Genomic DNA, 15,590 nt, shown 5'->3' with positions numbered 1-15,590 from the left:
AGCTTGCCCGGCGGCGCTGCGCTTGCCGGGCGTTCGGAGATGCAACCTCTTGATATAAAGAGGTTAGCGGCGATTGCCCATAATACGCAGCAGCATCAGGAACAGGTTGATGAAATCCAGATACAGCGTTAAGGCGCCGAGGATCGAGTATTTACGCAGCGTGGCGCTGTCGCGGGTATCAATCTGCTCGCCGATATTTTTCAGCTTCTGGGTGTCGTAGGCGGTCAAGCCGACAAACAGCACCACCCCAATGTAGGTCACGGCCCACATCAGCGCCTCGCTCTTCAGCCACAGGTTTACCAGCGACGCCAGCACGATGCCAATCAGCCCCATAAACAGCATGCTGCCGAAGCCGCTCAGGTCGCGTTTAGTGGTGTAGCCGTAAAGGCTCATCGCCCCGAACATCCCGCCAGTGACCACAAAGGTGCTGGCGATAGAGGAGTAGGTATAGGCGATAAAAATGCTCGACAGCGTCAGCCCGGTGAGCGCCGAATAGAGCATAAACAGGGTGGTCGCCATGCCGGCGCTCAGCCGCTGTACCATCCCCGAAAGCACAAACACCAGCGCCAGCTGGGCGATGATCAGCCCGAAGAAGGTGATTTTGCTCGAAAAGACGAACATCATCACCGCCGGGGTGTTAGCCGCAAACCACGCGATAAACGCCGTCAGCAGCAGGCCAACCGTCATCCAGCCGTACACCTGCGCCATATAAGTCTGCAGGCCGCTGCGGCCCTGCACTATTGAATCGGAACGCGGATATCTGTCCATGACTCTCTCCTGATTAACAAAGTTTCACTCTGTAAGCGTATCACACTACCAGCGCTCTGCCGCCTGGCGATCGCTGTCGCGGGCGTCGACCCAGCGCTCGCCCTCCGGCGTCGCCTCGCGTTTCCAGAACGGCGCGCGGGTTTTCAGGTAGTCCATCATAAACTCGCCGGCGGCGAAGGCGCTGCCGCGGTGGGCGCTGGTGACGCCGACAAACACAATCTCTTCCCCCGGCCACATTTCGCCGATGCGATGGATAATGGTCACCCGGCCCAGCGGCCAGCGCTCGCGCGCCTGGTCGACGATCTCCGCCAGCGATTTCTCGGTCATCCCCGGATAGTGCTCGAGGGTCAGCGCTTTCACGCTGTCGCCGAGGTTGTGATTGCGCACTTTGCCGGTGAAGGTGACCACCGCGCCGTCTTCATCGCGTTCGGCCAGCCAGGGATACTCCTCGCCGACGATAAAGCGCGCCGGGCTAACGACGATACGAGTTTGCGTCATGTCAGCCTCCGGTGACCGGCGGGAAGAACGCCACTTCATCCCCGCTGGCGACAGGATGGTCAAAGGCGGTCAGCGTCTGGTTAACCGCCGCCAGCAGTTTGCCCTCCTCCAGGGCCAGCGCCCAGCGATCGCCGCGAGCGGCAAGCTGCTGACGCACAGCCTCAACGGTGGCCAGGTCGCTGGCGTCGAGAGTCAGCGAATCAGTACCCACCAGCTCGCGCACCTGGGCAAAAAACAGAACCTTAATCATGGCGTTCGTCCACCTTAAAATCGCCGGACTTGCCGCCGCTTTTCGCCAGCAGACGCACCGGGCCAATCACCATATCCTTCTGCACCGCTTTGCACATATCGTAAATGGTCAGCGCGGCAACCGAGGCGGCGGTAAGGGCTTCCATCTCGACGCCGGTTTTGCCGGTCAGGCGGCAGAGCGATTCGATGCGCACCCGGTTATGTTCCGGCTGCGCCTGCAGATTGACTTCCACTTTGCTGAGCATCAGCGGATGGCACAGCGGGATCAGCTCCCAGGTGCGCTTGGCCGCCTGGATCCCGGCGATACGCGCGGTGGCGAAAACGTCGCCTTTATGGTGGCTGCCGTCGATAATCATCGCCAGGGTCGTCGCCTGCATCTCGACATAAGCCTCAGCGCGCGCTTCGCGCACCGTTTCCGCTTTGCCGGAGACATCCACCATATGGGCTTCGCCCGCGGCGTTAATATGGGTCAGTTGTGACATAAATTATTTCTTCAGGTGAGGAATAAAATTACAAGGACGGGTGCGGGCATCCAGCTGCGGGGCAATAATGTTGTCCCACGCGGTGCGGCAGGCTTTCGTCGAGCCCGGCATGGCGAAGATCAGCGTGTGGTTGGCGACGCCGGCCACCGCCCGGGACTGCAGCGTCGAGGTACCGATCTCTTCGAACGACAGCATGCGGAACACTTCGCCAAAACCTTCCACCTCACGGTCAAACAGCGGCAGCAGCGCTTCCGGCGCCTGGTCCCCTTCGGTGAACCCGGTCCCGCCGGTGATCAACACCACCTGCACCTCATCGCTGGCGATCCACACCGATACCTGGGCGCGGATGGCGTAGCGGTTCTCTTTGACTATCGCCTTATCGACGACATGGTGCCCCGCCTCCTGCGCCGCCTCACGCAGCCAGTGGCCGGAAGTGTCGTCCTCTTCGCCGCGACGACTGGAAACGGTAAGAATAGCAATACGGGTCGGAATAAACTCAGCGCTAGCCTGGCTCATCTGAATGCTCCTTTCGAATACGATTATCCGCCAATATAGGACAGGTTCTGCGTAATGCCGGTGTTGCCCTGATGCAGGAAATGGGTCTGCTTTTTGTGGGTTAAGGCTTCGGCGATCCGCGCTTCCAGCGCCGCCTGCTGCCGATCATCGGCCATCAGGTCGCGCAGGTCGACGCCGCCTTCGCCAAACAGGCACAGGTGCAGTTTGCCGACGGAGGAGACGCGCAGACGGTTGCAGGTGGCGCAGAAGTCTTTTTCGTACGGCATGATGAGGCCGATCTCGCCGGCGTAGTCCGGATGACAAAAGACCTGCGCCGGACCATCGCTGCGCTGGCGGATCTGGTGGATCCAGCCGCGTCGCAGCAGCTCGTCGCGCAGCACCATGCCGGAGAGATGGTGACGGCGGAACAGGTCGCTGCCCTCGCCGGTTTCCATCAGCTCAATAAACCGCAGCTGAATTCGACGCGGCTGGATCCACGCGAGGAAGGTATCAAGCTGGTGATGGTTAACATCGCGCATCAGCACGGTATTCACCTTCACCTTGTCAAAGCCCGCGGCGAAAGCGGCGTCAATCCCGTCCATCACCTGGTGGAATTTGTCCTGGCCCGTGATGGCATGGAACTGGCGGGCGTCGAGGCTATCGACGCTGACGTTGATCGCCGTCAGCCCGGCATCGCGCCAGCGTTCGACATCGCGCGCCAGGCGGTAACCGTTGGTGGTGACGGCAATCTGACGGATCGCCGGGTTTTCACGCACGGCGGCGATGATCTCGGTGAAGTCACGGCGCAGGGAGGGTTCCCCACCGGTGAGGCGAACTTTTTCAGTGCCCAGCGCGGAGAAAGCGCGCGTAACCCGGCGCACTTCGTCTACGCTGAGAAAGCCGTTGTTATTGACGGCGCCGGGCTTGTAGCCATCCGGCAGGCAGTAGGTGCAACGGAAATTGCACACATCGGTAATCGACAGACGCAGGTAATAAAACTTACGCGCGAATGCATCGGTAAGCTGTGAGGCCATATACACCTTTCCAAATACGGGAGACGCGGTCATTTCTTCCCACGCCCTGGCGACAACCGGCGGCGTCGCGGCCAAACCGCCATATCTTTTGACACAGGCGAAGAGGCTAGAGTGTTAACAGGTTATGCCGATAGTAGCGCGTTCCAGGCGGTTTCGCCATTTGCGATTTCGCTATATATTCTTGTATATATCGCTACCTTCGTGCATTTTCGTTACAGAATAGCCATAAATCATCTTTTTGCCTTGATATCGGTCAGTTTGTCGGGCTCCTCCCATCGTCTTTTAGGGGTAGATCGGGTAGTGTGTGGCCGTTTATGTGAAATAAGGAATTTCTATGCGCAATCGTACATTCGCTGACCTGGATCGGGTGGTGGCGCTCGGCGGCGGGCATGGTCTGGGTCGGGTGATGTCCTCCCTCTCCTCGCTGGGCTCACGGCTGACCGGCATTGTGACCACCACCGACAACGGGGGATCCACCGGGCGGATCCGCCGCTCTGAAGGCGGCATTGCCTGGGGCGATATGCGCAACTGCATCAATCAGTTAATCGCCGAGCCGAGCGTGGCGTCGGCGATGTTTGAGTACCGTTTTAGCGGCAATGGCGAGCTTTCCGGCCATAACCTGGGAAATCTGATGTTAAAGGCGCTGGATCACCTCAGCGTGCGGCCGTTAGAAGCGATCAATTTGATCAGAAACCTGCTCAAAGTGGACGCTTTTCTTATTCCGATGTCGGAACAACCGGTGGATTTAATGGCGCTCGATGATGAAGGCCATGAAGTATACGGTGAAGTGAATATCGATCAGCTGGATAGCGTGCCGCAGGAGCTGATGCTCACCCCGCCGGTACCGGCCACCCGCGAGGCGGTAGAGGCCATCGCCGAAGCCGATCTGATCCTCATCGGCCCGGGCAGTTTCTATACCAGCCTGCTGCCGATCCTGCTGCTTGACGAGATGGCCCAGGCGCTGCGCCGCACTCCGGCGCCGATGGTGTTTATTGATAACCTCGGCAAAGAGCACAGCCCGGCCGCGAGGCTGTCGCTGGCGGAGCGCATCGCGATTATGGAGCGCTACGTGGGCAAGCGGGTGGTGGATGCAGTCATCGCCGGCCCAAAAGCCGATATCAGCGGCATCGACGACCGGCTGGTGATCCAGACGCCGCTGGAAGCCAGCGACGTTCCCTATCGCCATGACCGGGCGCTGCTTCGCGGGGCGCTGGAGAAAGCGCTCCAGCTGCCGGGCTGATCCTGCGCGCCGAAGGCTCGGCTTTCGGCGCACCTTAAAATCTTAAGGTTGTCTTAAAACAGAGCTGGCACTATACCCTTATCTCTTCCTGTGGGTATGTACTATGTCGTTATTGCCTCTGCGTCGGCCGGTCGTCAGCCGCACGACTTATCTGATTATTTTCGCGGTCTATATCGGGCTTTTTCTTAACCTCGCCTTCTACCGCCAGGCGTATACGCTGCTGCCGGTGAACAACCTGCACACCGCGCTGGTGTTTCTGAGTATGCCGCTGGTGGCATTCAGCGTGATGAATATCCTCACCACCCTCGCCTCGTTCCTCAAGCTTGACCGGCTGGTGATTAGCCTTTTTATTCTGCTCAGCGCATCGGCGCAGTACTTCATCTGGAGCTTCGGCGTGGTGATCGACCGCAGCATGATCACCAACATCCTCGACACCACCCCAGCGGAGAGCTTTGCCCTGCTCTCCGGCGAAATGATCGTTGTCCTTGGACTCTCCGGGGTGCTGGCGGTGCTGGTCGTCTGGTGGGTTAAAATTCGTAAACCGGCCACGCTATGGCGCGGCGTGGCCTGGCGCCTGGTGAATATGGTGGCCTCCGCGCTGCTGATCGTCCTGATTGCCGTCCTCTTTTATAAAGACTATGCCTCGCTGTTTCGCAACAACAAGGAGCTGGTGAAATCCCTGAGCCCTTCCAACAGCATTGTGGCGGTAAACTCCTGGTATGCGCACCATCGCATGGACAACCTGCCGCTGGTGAAGATTGGCGAAGATGCCAAACAGAACCCGGTGATGCATAACGGTCCCCGTAAGAACCTGACGATTGTGGTGCTGGGCGAAACTTCCCGGGCGGACAACTTCTCGCTGGGCGGATATCCGCGCGACACCAACCCGCTGATGCAACAGGACGGGGTGATCTACTTCCCGCACACCACCTCCTGCGGAACTGCCACGGCGGTCTCGGTGCCGTGCATGTTCTCCAATATGCCGCGCGCGCACTATGACGAAGAGCTGGCCCACCATCAGGAAGGGGTGCTGGATATTCTGCAGCGCGCCGGCATTCAGGTGCTGTGGAACGACAACGATGGCGGCTGCAAGGGGGCCTGCGATCGGGTACCGCACCAGAACGTGACCGATCTGAAGCTAACCGGGCAGTGCATCGACGGCGAGTGCTACGATGACGTGCTGTTCCATCATCTCGACAGCTATATCGATAACCTGCAACAGGATGGCATTATTGTGCTGCATACCATCGGCAGCCATGGGCCGACGTACTACAATCGCTATCCGGCTGAATTCAAAAAATTCACCCCAACCTGCGACACCAATGAGATCCAGGGCTGTACCCGGGAGCAGTTGACCAACACGTATGACAACACCATCCTGTACGTCGACCACGTGGTGGATAAAGCGATAAAACTCCTGCAGGCGAAACAGGACAAATTCACTACCAGCCTGGTGTATCTTTCCGACCACGGCGAGTCGTTAGGGGAAGATGGGGTCTATTTGCATGGTCTGCCGTACTCTATCGCGCCGGATACGCAGAAACACGTGCCGATGGTGATGTGGCTCTCTGCCGACTACCAGCAACGCTACGGCATTTCCGCGCAGTGTCTGCAGCAGCGAGCGAAAAAAGAGAATTACTCGCAGGATAATCTGTTCTCCACCCTGCTCGGCCTGCTCGGCGTCAGCACCCACGAGTACCAGGCGGCAGATGATATTTTAACGCCATGTAGAGAGGCTGGTTGATGAAAATCTTAGTCATTGAAGACGATGCGCTGCTGTTGCAGGGGTTAATCCTGGCGATGCAAAGTGAAGGATACGTGTGCGACGGCGTCTCCACAGCGCACGAAGCGGCGCTGTCGCTGGCCAGCAATCACTATAGCCTGATCGTGCTCGATCTTGGCCTGCCGGACGAAGACGGCCTGCATTTTCTCGCCCGCATGCGACGGGAGAAAATGACCCAGCCGGTGCTGATCCTCACCGCCCGTGATACCCTTGAGGATCGCATTAGCGGTCTCGACACCGGCGCGGATGACTATCTGGTGAAACCCTTTGCCCTGGAAGAGCTGAACGCGCGCATTCGCGCCCTGCTCCGTCGGCATAATAATCAGGGCGATAACGAAATCAGCGTCGGCGATCTGCGCCTCAACGTCACCCGTCGCCAGGTGTGGCTCGGTGAGACGACGCTGGATCTGACGCCGAAGGAGTATGCCCTGCTTTCGCGACTGATGATGAAAGCCGGCAGCCCGGTACATCGCGAGATCCTCTACAACGATATCTACAGCTGGGACAATGAGCCAGCGACCAATACCCTGGAAGTGCATATCCACAACCTGCGCGATAAGATTGGCAAATCGCGGATCCGCACCGTCAGGGGCTTCGGCTATATGCTGGCTAACCACAACGAGACGGAATAGACCATGGCTCTGTTTGCAACCGAAAACTGGACCATGCGCCACCGGCTGCTGTTGACCATCGGCGCCATTCTGGTGGTCTGTCAGCTGATCAGCGTCTTCTGGCTATGGCATGAGAGCAAAGAGCAGATCCAGTTGCTGGTGGCCAGCGCCATCGAAGGGCACAACAATCAGAAGCATGTGGAGCATGAGGTAAGGGAAGCGGTCGCCAGCCTGCTGGTGCCGAGCCTGTTGATCGTGGGTCTGGCGCTGTACATCAGCATGCTGGCGGTACGCAAAATCACCCGCCCGCTTTCACGTCTGCAAAGCGAGTTGGAGAGTCGCACGCCGGACAACCTCACCCCCATCGTGCTCAGCGAATCGGTACCCGAGGTGACGGCGGTGACCACCGCCCTGAATCAGCTGGTTTCCCGCCTCAATCTGACCCTTGACCGCGAACGGCTGTTTACCGCCGACGTGGCGCACGAGCTGCGCACCCCACTGGCCGGGCTGCGGCTGCACCTTGAGCTGCTGGCGAAAGTGCATGGCATGGGCGTCGACCCGCTGATCCAGCGCCTCGACCAGATGACCACCAGCATTTCGCAGCTGCTGCAGCTGGCGCGCGTCGGTCAGTCCTTTTCCGCCGGCAGCTATCAGCAGGTGCTGCTGCTGGATGACGTGGTCAAACCGCTGCAGGATGAGCTGGAGACCATGCTGGCCGAGCGCCAGCAACGGCTGCTGCTGACGGATGTCGAAAGCGAGGCCGTCGTCTCTGGCGACGCGACGCTCATCCGCGTCATTCTGCGCAATCTGGTGGAGAATGCCCATCGCTACAGCCCGCAAGGGTCGACGATCCGCGTGTCGGTGAAAGCGGGTCTGATGCCGGTGATGGCAGTGGAAGATGAAGGACCGGGAATTGATGAGGCGAAAAGCGGCGAACTCAGTAAGGCCTTTGTACGCATGGACAGTCGCTACGGCGGCATAGGGCTCGGACTGAGCATCGTCACGCGCATCGCTCAGCTGCATGACGCCCAGTTCTTTTTGCATAACCGCCAGCCGGGGCCAGGGGTCCGCGCGTGGGTGTTATTCCCGCGGCGTGCGGGTCAGAACGTCAGCACCCACTGATGGAAGAAGGCAACAATAATGACCAGGGCGGTGGCGACCGCCAGATATTCACGGAAGTTGATTTTTTGCATGGGCGCTATCCTCATCAGGTTGAGGATAGTGTCGCCTGGCGAGATTAAGCAAACATTAAGAAGGCCGCTTTGCGGCCTTTTTTCTTCTCCGCCGTGGGTTATCTGGCTGCGGAACGGTCAGCGCAGCGCCGTACCTTCACTGCCCCCTCGCCTATCCCCGTCCGGCGGTATGCGCCAACACTCAGGAGGCAGCAATAAACAGTTCACGCAGCTGATGCAGCTGGTCGCGAATTTGCGCCGCCTCTTCGAACTCGAGGTTCTGCGCGTGCTGCATCATCTGCCCTTCCAGCTCGTGGATTTTCTGCTGCAGCGCTTTTGGCGTCATATCCACGCCGCTGAGCCCGGCAGGCTCGACGACCTTCGCTTTACCGCGCCCTTTGGCTTTGGTTTTCGCCAGGCTCTGGCCCAGCTGCAGGATATCCACCACTTTCTTGTTGAGCCCCTGCGGCACGATGCCATGCTCTTCGTTGTAGCGCTGCTGTTTCTCCCGTCGCCGCTCCGTCTCGCCGATGGCTTTCGCCATCGAGGGAGTGATCTTATCGCCGTACAGAATAGCCTTGCCGTTGACGTTGCGCGCCGCGCGGCCGATGGTCTGGATCAGCGAGCGTTCGGAGCGCAGGAAGCCCTCTTTGTCCGCATCGAGGATCGCCACCAGCGACACCTCCGGCATATCCAGCCCCTCACGCAGCAGGTTGATCCCCACCAGCACGTCAAACTCGCCAAGACGCAGGTCGCGGATAATCTCCATACGTTCGACGGTGTCGATATCCGAGTGCAGATAGCGCACCCGCTCGCCGTGCTCCTCAAGGTACTCGGTTAAGTCTTCCGCCATCCGCTTGGTGAGGGTGGTGACCAGCACGCGCTCGTTGATGGCCGTGCGCAGGCGGATCTCCGACAGCAGGTCGTCGACCTGGGTGGCCACCGGCCGCACTTCGATGATCGGGTCCAGCAGACCGGTCGGACGCACCACCTGATCCACCACCTCGCCGCCGGATTTATCCAGCTCGTAGGCGCCGGGGGTCGCCGACACGTAGATGGTTTGCGGCGCCAGCGCTTCGAATTCTTCAAACTTCATCGGCCGGTTATCCAGCGCCGACGGCAGGCGGAAGCCGTACTCCACCAGCGTCTCTTTGCGCGCCCGGTCGCCGCGGTACATGCCGCCGATCTGCGGCACCGTGACGTGGGATTCGTCGATCACCAGCAGGCCGTCTGCCGGCAGGTAGTCGAACAGGGTGGGCGGCGGCTCGCCGGGCCCGCGCCCGGAGAGGAAGCGCGAGTAGTTTTCAATGCCCGAGCAGTAACCCAGCTCGTTCATCATTTCGAGGTCGAACTGGGTGCGCTGGGTTAAGCGCTGCTCTTCCAGCAGCTTGTTGTTGGCCAGCAGCACCTTGCGCCGCTCCGCCAGCTCCAGCTTAATCTCTTCCATCGCCTGGACGATGCGTTCCCGCGGCGTCACGTAGTGCGTCTTGGGATAAATGGTGTAGCGCGGCACCGTCGATTCCACATGGCCGGTAAGCGGGTCGAACAGCGACAGGCGCTCAACCTCTTCGTCAAACAGCTCAATGCGCAGGGCGATATCGTCGGATTCCGCCGGGAAGACGTCGATCACCTCGCCGCGCACACGGAAGGTGCCGCGCTGGAAGGCCTGATCGTTGCGGGTATACTGCAGCTCGGCCAGGCGGCGCAGGATCGCCCGCTGGTCAATCAGCATCCCCACCGTCAGATGCAACATCATTTTCAGATACAGGTCCGGGTCGCCGAGGCCGTAGATAGCCGAGACCGAGGCCACCACCACCACATCGCGCCGCTCAAGCAGCGCTTTAGTGGCCGACAGGCGCATCTGCTCGATATGTTCGTTTACCGAGGCGTCCTTCTCAATGAAGGTATCTGAGCTGGGGACGTAGGCTTCCGGCTGGTAGTAATCGTAGTAGGAGACGAAATACTCGACGGCATTCTCGGGGAAAAATTCTTTCATCTCGCCGTAGAGCTGGGCCGCCAGGGTTTTGTTTGGCGCCAGCACCATCGTCGGCCGCTGCAGATCGGCAATCACGTTGGCGATGGTAAAGGTTTTACCGGAGCCGGTGACCCCCAGCAGCGTTTGATGCGCGAGCCCATCCTCCAGCCCCTCTTCCAGGCGGCGGATGGCTTCCGGTTGGTCTCCGGAGGGGCGAAAGGCGGAATGCAGAACAAACGATTTACTCATCAATCAGAACCTGAAAAAGATTTAGCGGCCGGTGTTTAATTCTACCCCTCGGGCCGTTTTTTGCCAACAAAATATACTGGATATTTAAACAGTACGTGATTATGATAGCGCCACGATTTGGCCTTTTTTGCTGGCAAGCGGGATATAAAACGCGCGCCGGGCGGAATAATCCTCCGGCCGTCAGGGTTATCCCCAGAAATTTTTACCTTTTAACATTTGTCAAGCGGACGGGTGAAAGTTTTATGGCAGAAGATGACGCTTTTCTTACACCCATTGATTTTATCTAACAAGCTGATATTTAATGCTTTTAAAGAAAAGATGCCTTTCGCGCCAATTCAGCCGCAAGCCGCGTACGCTCTAGCTTACCGCAGGTTTTCTAACTCTAATACACAAGGTTATCCACAGGAATAGTGGATAACTGTCTGCAGCCCAAGACCGCCGCCGCCCGGCGCAAATCGTCTGGCGGCCTAAACCGCGCGGCGAAAAATTTTTATCGAACTATTTTTGATAACTATCCGCTTAAAGCCGCTCGATTTTTGCTGCTTTTTGCACCACCCTTTAGCGTCGGGCACTGGAAAAGTGCAGCCCCGGCGCTGGCTGTGCCTGATGGTATCGGCGTTTAGCGTTTTTTTCCGAGCGTTCTTTTTCCTGGCAAGAGTTTTGCAGCATCTTTCTGTCGCCCTGACGCCAGGATAAGGAGAAAACGTCCATGTTGAATTTACAGGCAGTAAATCACTTTTACGGCAACCAGCATTCGCTGTGGAATGTCGATCTTGAACTACGCCCGGGGGAGTGCATTGGCGTACTGGGACGCGAGGGCATGGGAAAAACCACCCTGGTTAACTGCATTGCCGGGCATCTGCCGGTGGCCAGCGGCCGGATGACCTGGCATGACATTGGCGCCCCGCCGCAGGATCTCACCCCCCTGTCGGCCCAGTCGCGCAGTGCCATCGGTATCGGCTATGTGCCGCAGGATAAACGCATCTTCTCCCAGCTCAGCGTGGAAGAGAATCTACATATTGCCCTCGCGGCCGGGAAACCCGGGGCTAACGCCAGCGGCGGCGAAATCTATGAACATTTTCCCGAACTCTATGCCCTACGGCAGCGCAAAGGCGCCTCGCTGAGCGACGACGATCAGTACCAGCTGGCGCTGGCCAGGGCGCTGATTGTCCAGCCGCGGCTGCTGATCCTTGATGAACCCTCGCGCGGCAGAGGGCCGCGCTGTCTGCAAAAGCTGGCGGATCTGCTGCTGCGGTTGAATCGCGATATCGGCCTGACGGTGCTGCTCGCCGAGCAGCACCTGCCCTTTATCCGCCGGGTGGCGGATCGTTTCTGTGTTTTGCACCGGGGCCGTAACGTCGCCGAAGGCGATATTATGGCGCTGGATGAACCGCTGCTTGCGCAGTGGATGACGCCGGATCCAGCGCCCTGAGGTCCAGATACTGGCCGAGATCGTCGCGCTGCGCGATATCGGCAAGCCACGGTATTTCACCGAGGAACGGTGCGGCCAGCCGGTTTTTCAGCGTCGCCAGATACTCGGCGTGGCGCTTGCCCGGCGGCAGCACGTCATTGGCGATCCACCCCGCGAGCGGCAGCCCCGCCTGGCGTACCGCCTGGGCGGTAAGCATCGCGTGGTTGATGCAGCCGAGCTTGACGCCCACCACCAGAATCACCGGCAGCTGCTCCGCCTGCGCCCAGTCGGCGAAGGTCAGGGTTTCCGAAAGCGGCGTAAACCAGCCGCCGGCCCCTTCCACCAGCACCCAGTCGGCGAGGCGTTCTAACTCGCGCAGCCCGCTGGAGAGCTTCGCCGAGGCGATCGGCCGTCCTTCGTCGGCGCTGATGATATGCGGTGAGGTCGGCTCGGCGAAGGTATACGGGTTAACCTGCTCATAGCGCAGCGCGACCCGGCTATGACGCTGCAGCGCCAGCGCGTCTTCATTACGCAGCCCGGCGGCGGTAAGCTCGCTGCCGGAAGCCACCGGCTTGTAGCCGGCGGTGTGAAAACCCAGCTGATTCGCCGCCTGCAGCAGGGCGCTGCTGGCGATGGTTTTCCCGACTTCAGTGTCGGTCCCGGTGACAAAAAAACGTTTAGTCACGCTCAATGACTCCTGTAAAAAGAGAATACGTCAGCGGGCAGACGCCCTGCCGCTGCGGCCAGGCCAGCTGTAGCTCGCGCAGTTTGCCGCGGCTAAGCGGGGCCGATGCCCGCCCCTGGTGCAAATGGGTGGCGCCGATGCCCTTCAGCGATCGCATGGCGCTCAGCGCATCGACGAACGGCAGGCTAATCTGATGCACCTCGCCGGACGCCCGCAGGCCGCTCAGCGCCTCGCGCACCGCCGCTTCGCTGAGAAAACGGTTGGCATGCGGCCGGTCGTCGATGACCTGCCACGCCTGATTGAGCTCCGGCAGCGAGTCGGCCAGCAGCGTGCTAAACGCCACGCTGCCGCCGGGACGTACCACCCGGTACAGCTCGCCAAGGGCTGCGCGCAGATCGTCGCACCACTGCACCGCCAGATTGCTCCACGCCAGATCGACGCAGGCGTCGGGCAGCGGCAGCGCCTCAATGTCGCCCAGCAGGTAATGCTGGGCGGCGTCGTTACGCTGCGCCTGGGCCAGCATCCCGGGGGAGAGATCCAGCGCGGTCACCACGCTGCCCGCCTCACGCCAGCGGCGGCTCATGCTGCCTGGGCCGCAGCCGGCATCCAGCACCCGGGGAAAATCGCGATGCGCCAGCTGGCGCAGCAGCAGTTCCGCGCTGCGCCGCTGCAGTTCATCATGTTGCGAATAGCCGCTGGCCGCCCGGCCAAACGCCGCGGCGACCGCCTGCTTATTCACCGTGGCCATGCAGCACCTCCAGTAAACGGTTAATGTCCTCAGCCTGATGGGCGGCGGTCAGGGTCAGGCGCAGACGAGCGCTGCCGACCGGCACCGTCGGTGGACGGATCGCCGTTGCCCAGCAGCCCGCGTCGCGCAGACGGCTGGCCAGGCTCAGCGCCCGCCCGTTATCGCCGACGATCAGCGGCTGGATCGCGCTGACGGAGTCGGTCAAACCCAGCGACGTCTCGCCCATCCCCGCGCGGAACTGACGGATACGGGCGGCCAGGGTGTCGCGGCGGCGCTGGCCTTCATCACTGCGTATCAGCCGCAGCGCGGCGCTCAGCGCCACCGCCTGGGCGGGCGGCATCGCGGTGCTGTAGATCAGATGACGGGCAAACTGCAGCAGATAATCGGCCATCGCTTCATCGCACAGCACCGCCGCGCCGCTGACGCCGAATGCCTTGCCGAAGGTAACCACCAGCAGCTCAGGGCGCACCGCCTGCGCGGCGCAGCTGCCGCGTCCTTCGTCGCCGACCACGCCGACGCCGTGGGCGTCATCCACCAGCAATAGCGCCCCGGCGGCCTGCGCCGCGGCGTGAATGGCCGCCAGCGGCGCGCTGTCGCCGTCCATGCTGAAAATGCCTTCAGTGACCGCCAACTGTTCGCCCGCCAGCGGCTTAGCCAGCAGTTGAGCGAGCTGTTGCGGATCGTTGTGGCCGAAACGGCGTAGCTGCGCCGGGCTCAGACTGGCCGCCTCCAGCAGGGAGGCGTGGCTCAGGCGGTCGGCCACAATCCGATCCTCTTTATCCGCCAGGGCGGCGATCAGCGCCTGATTGGCGGCAAAGCCGGAGATAAACAGCAATGCGCGCGGGTAGCCCAGCCAGTCGGCAAGTTCCTCTTCCAGCGCGCGGTGGGCCTCGCTATAGCCGCTTACGTGTCCCGAGCCCCCGGAACCGACGCCATAACGTTCCGCCCCCTGCTGCCAGGCGGCGATAATCGCCGGATGCTGGCTCAGGCCGAGATAGTCATTACTGGAGAAGTTAAGCCAGCGCTCCCCTGCCCGCTCCAGCCAGCGCCCGGCGCCGTGCGTCACCGGCAGGCGGCGGCGAAGGGCATCCGCCGCCCGTCGCTCGTCCAGCGCCCGATCGATTCGCTGCTGCCAGGTCATAGCGCCGCCGCGTTGTAATATTCCTCAGTGTCCGGGGTGAGTAAGGCCTGCTCCAGACGCTGCTGCTGCTCATTGTCGCCTTCCAGCACCGCCGTCTGCTGCGGGTTGATCCCCAGCTTGCGGAACAGCTGCAGATCGTTGTCCTCTTCCGGGTTCGGCGTGGTCAGCAGCTTGCAGCCGTAGAAAATGGAGTTCGCCCCGGCCATAAAGCACATCGCCTGGGTCTGCTCGTTCATCTGCTCGCGGCCGGCGGAGAGACGCACGTAAGAGGTGGGCATCATGATGCGCGCGATGGCGATAGTGCGAATAAAATCGAAAGCGTCGACGTCGTCGTTATCCGCCAGCGGCGTGCCTTTGACTTTTACCAGCATGTTGATGGGCACGCTTTCCGGCGGCGTGGGCAGGTTGGCCAACTGCAGCAGCAGGCCGGCGCGGTCTTTCACGGTCTCCCCCAGCCCGACGATACCGCCGGAGCAGACTTTGATCCCGGCGTCACGCACTTTGTCCAGGGTATCCAGGCGCTCCTGGTAGGTGCGGGTGGTGATGATGTTGCCGTAAAATTCCGGCGAGGTATCGAGGTTGTGGTTGTAGTAATCGAGGCCCGCCTCGGCCAGGCGCTGCGCCTGGCTGTCGGTCAGGGTGCCGAGCGTCATGCACGACTCCAGCCCCAGAGCCTTCACCCCTTTCACCATCTGCTCCAGATAGGGCATGTCGCGGTCATTGGGGTTCTTCCACGCCGCGCCCATGCAGAAACGGGTGGAGCCGGCGTTTTTCGCCTGGCGGGCGGACTCCAGCACCTGCTCGACTTCCATCAGGCGCTCGGTTTCGAGCCCGGTTTTATAGCGTGCGCTCTGCGGACAATATTTACAATCTTCCGGGCAGGCGCCGGTTTTGATCGACAGCAGGGTGCTGACCTGCACCTGGCGCGGATCAAAGTGTTGACGGTGGATTTGCTGCGCTTCGAATAGCAGGTCGATCAGCGGTTTATTAAATAATTCCGTTACTTGCGACATTGTCCAGCGGGGGTGGTGAGCCATTTTCCTCTCCAA

General features: G+C 60.6%; 17 protein-coding genes and 1 riboswitch. Of the genes, 6 read left to right on the top strand and 11 right to left on the bottom strand.

Annotation, left to right across the window (positions count from 1 at the left end; all coding sequences use genetic code 11):
• Positions 1 to 63: 63 nt before the first annotated feature.
• The 6 genes from ACOI7Z_RS01750 to moaA form a co-directional block, all read right to left on the bottom strand.
• Positions 64 to 768, bottom strand: coding sequence for a Bax inhibitor-1 family protein (locus ACOI7Z_RS01750; RefSeq protein WP_032455204.1), 705 nt, complete (start codon positions 766 to 768; stop codon positions 64 to 66).
• Between the two features lie 45 nt (positions 769 to 813).
• Positions 814 to 1,266 (bottom strand): molybdopterin synthase catalytic subunit MoaE, encoded by a 453-nt coding sequence (moaE, locus tag ACOI7Z_RS01745; protein ID WP_087849172.1) that lies wholly within the window; start codon positions 1,264 to 1,266, stop codon positions 814 to 816.
• 1 nt (position 1,267) lies between these two features.
• A complete protein-coding gene (gene moaD, locus ACOI7Z_RS01740; protein ID WP_023288922.1) occupies positions 1,268 to 1,516 on the bottom strand; it encodes a molybdopterin synthase sulfur carrier subunit in 249 nt (82 codons plus the stop codon).
• The gene (gene moaC / locus ACOI7Z_RS01735) at positions 1,509 to 1,997 is read right to left on the bottom strand and encodes a cyclic pyranopterin monophosphate synthase MoaC (protein WP_004886142.1); all 489 of its coding nucleotides are present in this window, start codon (positions 1,995 to 1,997) and stop codon (positions 1,509 to 1,511) included. Before moaC ends, moaD begins: the two co-directional genes overlap by 8 nt.
• Positions 1,998 to 2,000: 3 nt before the next feature.
• On the bottom strand, positions 2,001 to 2,513 hold the full coding sequence (gene moaB, locus ACOI7Z_RS01730) for a molybdenum cofactor biosynthesis protein B (RefSeq protein WP_065881914.1): 513 nt from the start codon (positions 2,511 to 2,513) through the stop codon (positions 2,001 to 2,003).
• Between the two features lie 23 nt (positions 2,514 to 2,536).
• Positions 2,537 to 3,526 carry a GTP 3',8-cyclase MoaA gene (gene moaA, locus ACOI7Z_RS01725; RefSeq protein ID WP_017900173.1) on the bottom strand — a complete coding sequence of 330 codons (990 nt, stop codon included), beginning with the start codon at positions 3,524 to 3,526 and terminating at the stop codon, positions 2,537 to 2,539.
• Positions 3,514 to 3,652: riboswitch (molybdenum cofactor riboswitch) on the bottom strand. Its footprint overlaps the gene before it by 13 nt.
• A 208-nt stretch (positions 3,653 to 3,860) precedes the next feature.
• On the opposite strand from moaA, the gene yvcK reads away from it, so the two are divergent.
• The 4 genes from yvcK (at position 3,861) to pmrB (ending at position 8,282) form a co-directional block, all read left to right on the top strand.
• Complete coding sequence (yvcK, locus tag ACOI7Z_RS01720) at positions 3,861 to 4,766, top strand: uridine diphosphate-N-acetylglucosamine-binding protein YvcK (protein WP_086075797.1); 906 nt, start codon at positions 3,861 to 3,863, stop codon at positions 4,764 to 4,766.
• A gap of 103 nt (positions 4,767 to 4,869) precedes the next feature.
• Positions 4,870 to 6,510 (top strand): phosphoethanolamine transferase EptA, encoded by a 1,641-nt coding sequence (gene eptA / locus ACOI7Z_RS01715; protein ID WP_087849171.1) that lies wholly within the window; start codon positions 4,870 to 4,872, stop codon positions 6,508 to 6,510.
• Entirely contained in the window at positions 6,510 to 7,181 is a 672-nt protein-coding gene (gene pmrA, locus ACOI7Z_RS01710) for a two-component system response regulator PmrA (RefSeq protein ID WP_087776108.1), read from the top strand. The genes eptA and pmrA overlap by 1 nt, the downstream gene beginning before the upstream one ends.
• Positions 7,182 to 7,184: 3 nt before the next feature.
• Positions 7,185 to 8,282, top strand: a complete 1,098-nt coding sequence (gene pmrB, locus ACOI7Z_RS01705; protein ID WP_023288917.1) for a two-component system sensor histidine kinase PmrB — start codon at positions 7,185 to 7,187, stop codon at positions 8,280 to 8,282.
• 252 nt (positions 8,283 to 8,534) lie between these two features.
• Here pmrB and uvrB read toward each other — a convergent pair whose 3' ends face one another.
• The gene (gene uvrB, locus ACOI7Z_RS01700) at positions 8,535 to 10,556 is read right to left on the bottom strand and encodes an excinuclease ABC subunit UvrB (protein WP_087849170.1); all 2,022 of its coding nucleotides are present in this window, start codon (positions 10,554 to 10,556) and stop codon (positions 8,535 to 8,537) included.
• 410 nt (positions 10,557 to 10,966) lie between these two features.
• Here uvrB and ACOI7Z_RS01695 point away from each other — a divergent pair, with 410 nt between their 5' ends.
• Together ACOI7Z_RS01695 and ACOI7Z_RS01690 are read left to right on the top strand one after the other, a co-directional pair.
• Positions 10,967 to 11,179 (top strand): dTDP-4-dehydrorhamnose reductase, encoded by a 213-nt coding sequence (locus tag ACOI7Z_RS01695; RefSeq protein WP_087849169.1) that lies wholly within the window; start codon positions 10,967 to 10,969, stop codon positions 11,177 to 11,179.
• Between the two features lie 86 nt (positions 11,180 to 11,265).
• Positions 11,266 to 11,988, top strand: coding sequence for an ABC transporter ATP-binding protein (locus ACOI7Z_RS01690; RefSeq protein WP_017900923.1), 723 nt, complete (start codon positions 11,266 to 11,268; stop codon positions 11,986 to 11,988).
• Here the strand turns inward: ACOI7Z_RS01690 and bioD are convergent.
• From bioD to bioB, 4 genes are read right to left on the bottom strand one after another with little or no spacing between them, the layout of a single operon-like run.
• Positions 11,930 to 12,652, bottom strand: coding sequence for a dethiobiotin synthase (gene bioD / locus ACOI7Z_RS01685; protein WP_087849168.1), 723 nt, complete (start codon positions 12,650 to 12,652; stop codon positions 11,930 to 11,932). The genes ACOI7Z_RS01690 and bioD overlap by 59 nt on opposite strands.
• Positions 12,645 to 13,400 carry a malonyl-ACP O-methyltransferase BioC gene (bioC, locus tag ACOI7Z_RS01680; protein ID WP_087849167.1) on the bottom strand — a complete coding sequence of 252 codons (756 nt, stop codon included), beginning with the start codon at positions 13,398 to 13,400 and terminating at the stop codon, positions 12,645 to 12,647. The genes bioD and bioC overlap by 8 nt, the downstream gene beginning before the upstream one ends.
• Positions 13,384 to 14,541, bottom strand: a complete 1,158-nt coding sequence (bioF, locus tag ACOI7Z_RS01675) for an 8-amino-7-oxononanoate synthase (protein WP_087849166.1) — start codon at positions 14,539 to 14,541, stop codon at positions 13,384 to 13,386. Before bioF ends, bioC begins: the two co-directional genes overlap by 17 nt.
• Positions 14,538 to 15,578, bottom strand: a complete 1,041-nt coding sequence (bioB, locus tag ACOI7Z_RS01670) for a biotin synthase BioB (RefSeq protein ID WP_049014538.1) — start codon at positions 15,576 to 15,578, stop codon at positions 14,538 to 14,540. Before bioB ends, bioF begins: the two co-directional genes overlap by 4 nt.
• Positions 15,579 to 15,590: the final 12 nt, after the last annotated feature.

The organism is Klebsiella sp. C283, assembly GCF_048822555.1.
GTDB classification, from domain to species: Bacteria; Pseudomonadota; Gammaproteobacteria; order Enterobacterales; family Enterobacteriaceae; genus Klebsiella; species Klebsiella quasipneumoniae.
This window is presented reverse-complemented; position numbering and strand designations above follow the sequence as displayed.

Coding starts and splice junctions, on each gene's coding strand:
- ACOI7Z_RS01750 (WP_032455204.1), bottom strand. CDS start 768: ATGGACAGATATCCGCGTTCCGATTCAATAGTGCAGGGCCGCAGCGGC.
- moaE (WP_087849172.1), bottom strand. CDS start 1,266: ATGACGCAAACTCGTATCGTCGTTAGCCCGGCGCGCTTTATCGTCGGC.
- moaD (WP_023288922.1), bottom strand. CDS start 1,516: ATGATTAAGGTTCTGTTTTTTGCCCAGGTGCGCGAGCTGGTGGGTACT.
- moaC (WP_004886142.1), bottom strand. CDS start 1,997: ATGTCACAACTGACCCATATTAACGCCGCGGGCGAAGCCCATATGGTG.
- moaB (WP_065881914.1), bottom strand. CDS start 2,513: ATGAGCCAGGCTAGCGCTGAGTTTATTCCGACCCGTATTGCTATTCTT.
- moaA (WP_017900173.1), bottom strand. CDS start 3,526: ATGGCCTCACAGCTTACCGATGCATTCGCGCGTAAGTTTTATTACCTG.
- yvcK (WP_086075797.1), top strand. CDS start 3,861: ATGCGCAATCGTACATTCGCTGACCTGGATCGGGTGGTGGCGCTCGGC.
- eptA (WP_087849171.1), top strand. CDS start 4,870: ATGTCGTTATTGCCTCTGCGTCGGCCGGTCGTCAGCCGCACGACTTAT.
- pmrA (WP_087776108.1), top strand. CDS start 6,510: ATGAAAATCTTAGTCATTGAAGACGATGCGCTGCTGTTGCAGGGGTTA.
- pmrB (WP_023288917.1), top strand. CDS start 7,185: ATGGCTCTGTTTGCAACCGAAAACTGGACCATGCGCCACCGGCTGCTG.
- uvrB (WP_087849170.1), bottom strand. CDS start 10,556: ATGAGTAAATCGTTTGTTCTGCATTCCGCCTTTCGCCCCTCCGGAGAC.
- ACOI7Z_RS01690 (WP_017900923.1), top strand. CDS start 11,266: ATGTTGAATTTACAGGCAGTAAATCACTTTTACGGCAACCAGCATTCG.
- bioC (WP_087849167.1), bottom strand. CDS start 13,400: ATGGCCACGGTGAATAAGCAGGCGGTCGCCGCGGCGTTTGGCCGGGCG.
- bioF (WP_087849166.1), bottom strand. CDS start 14,541: ATGACCTGGCAGCAGCGAATCGATCGGGCGCTGGACGAGCGACGGGCG.
- bioB (WP_049014538.1), bottom strand. CDS start 15,578: ATGGCTCACCACCCCCGCTGGACAATGTCGCAAGTAACGGAATTATTT.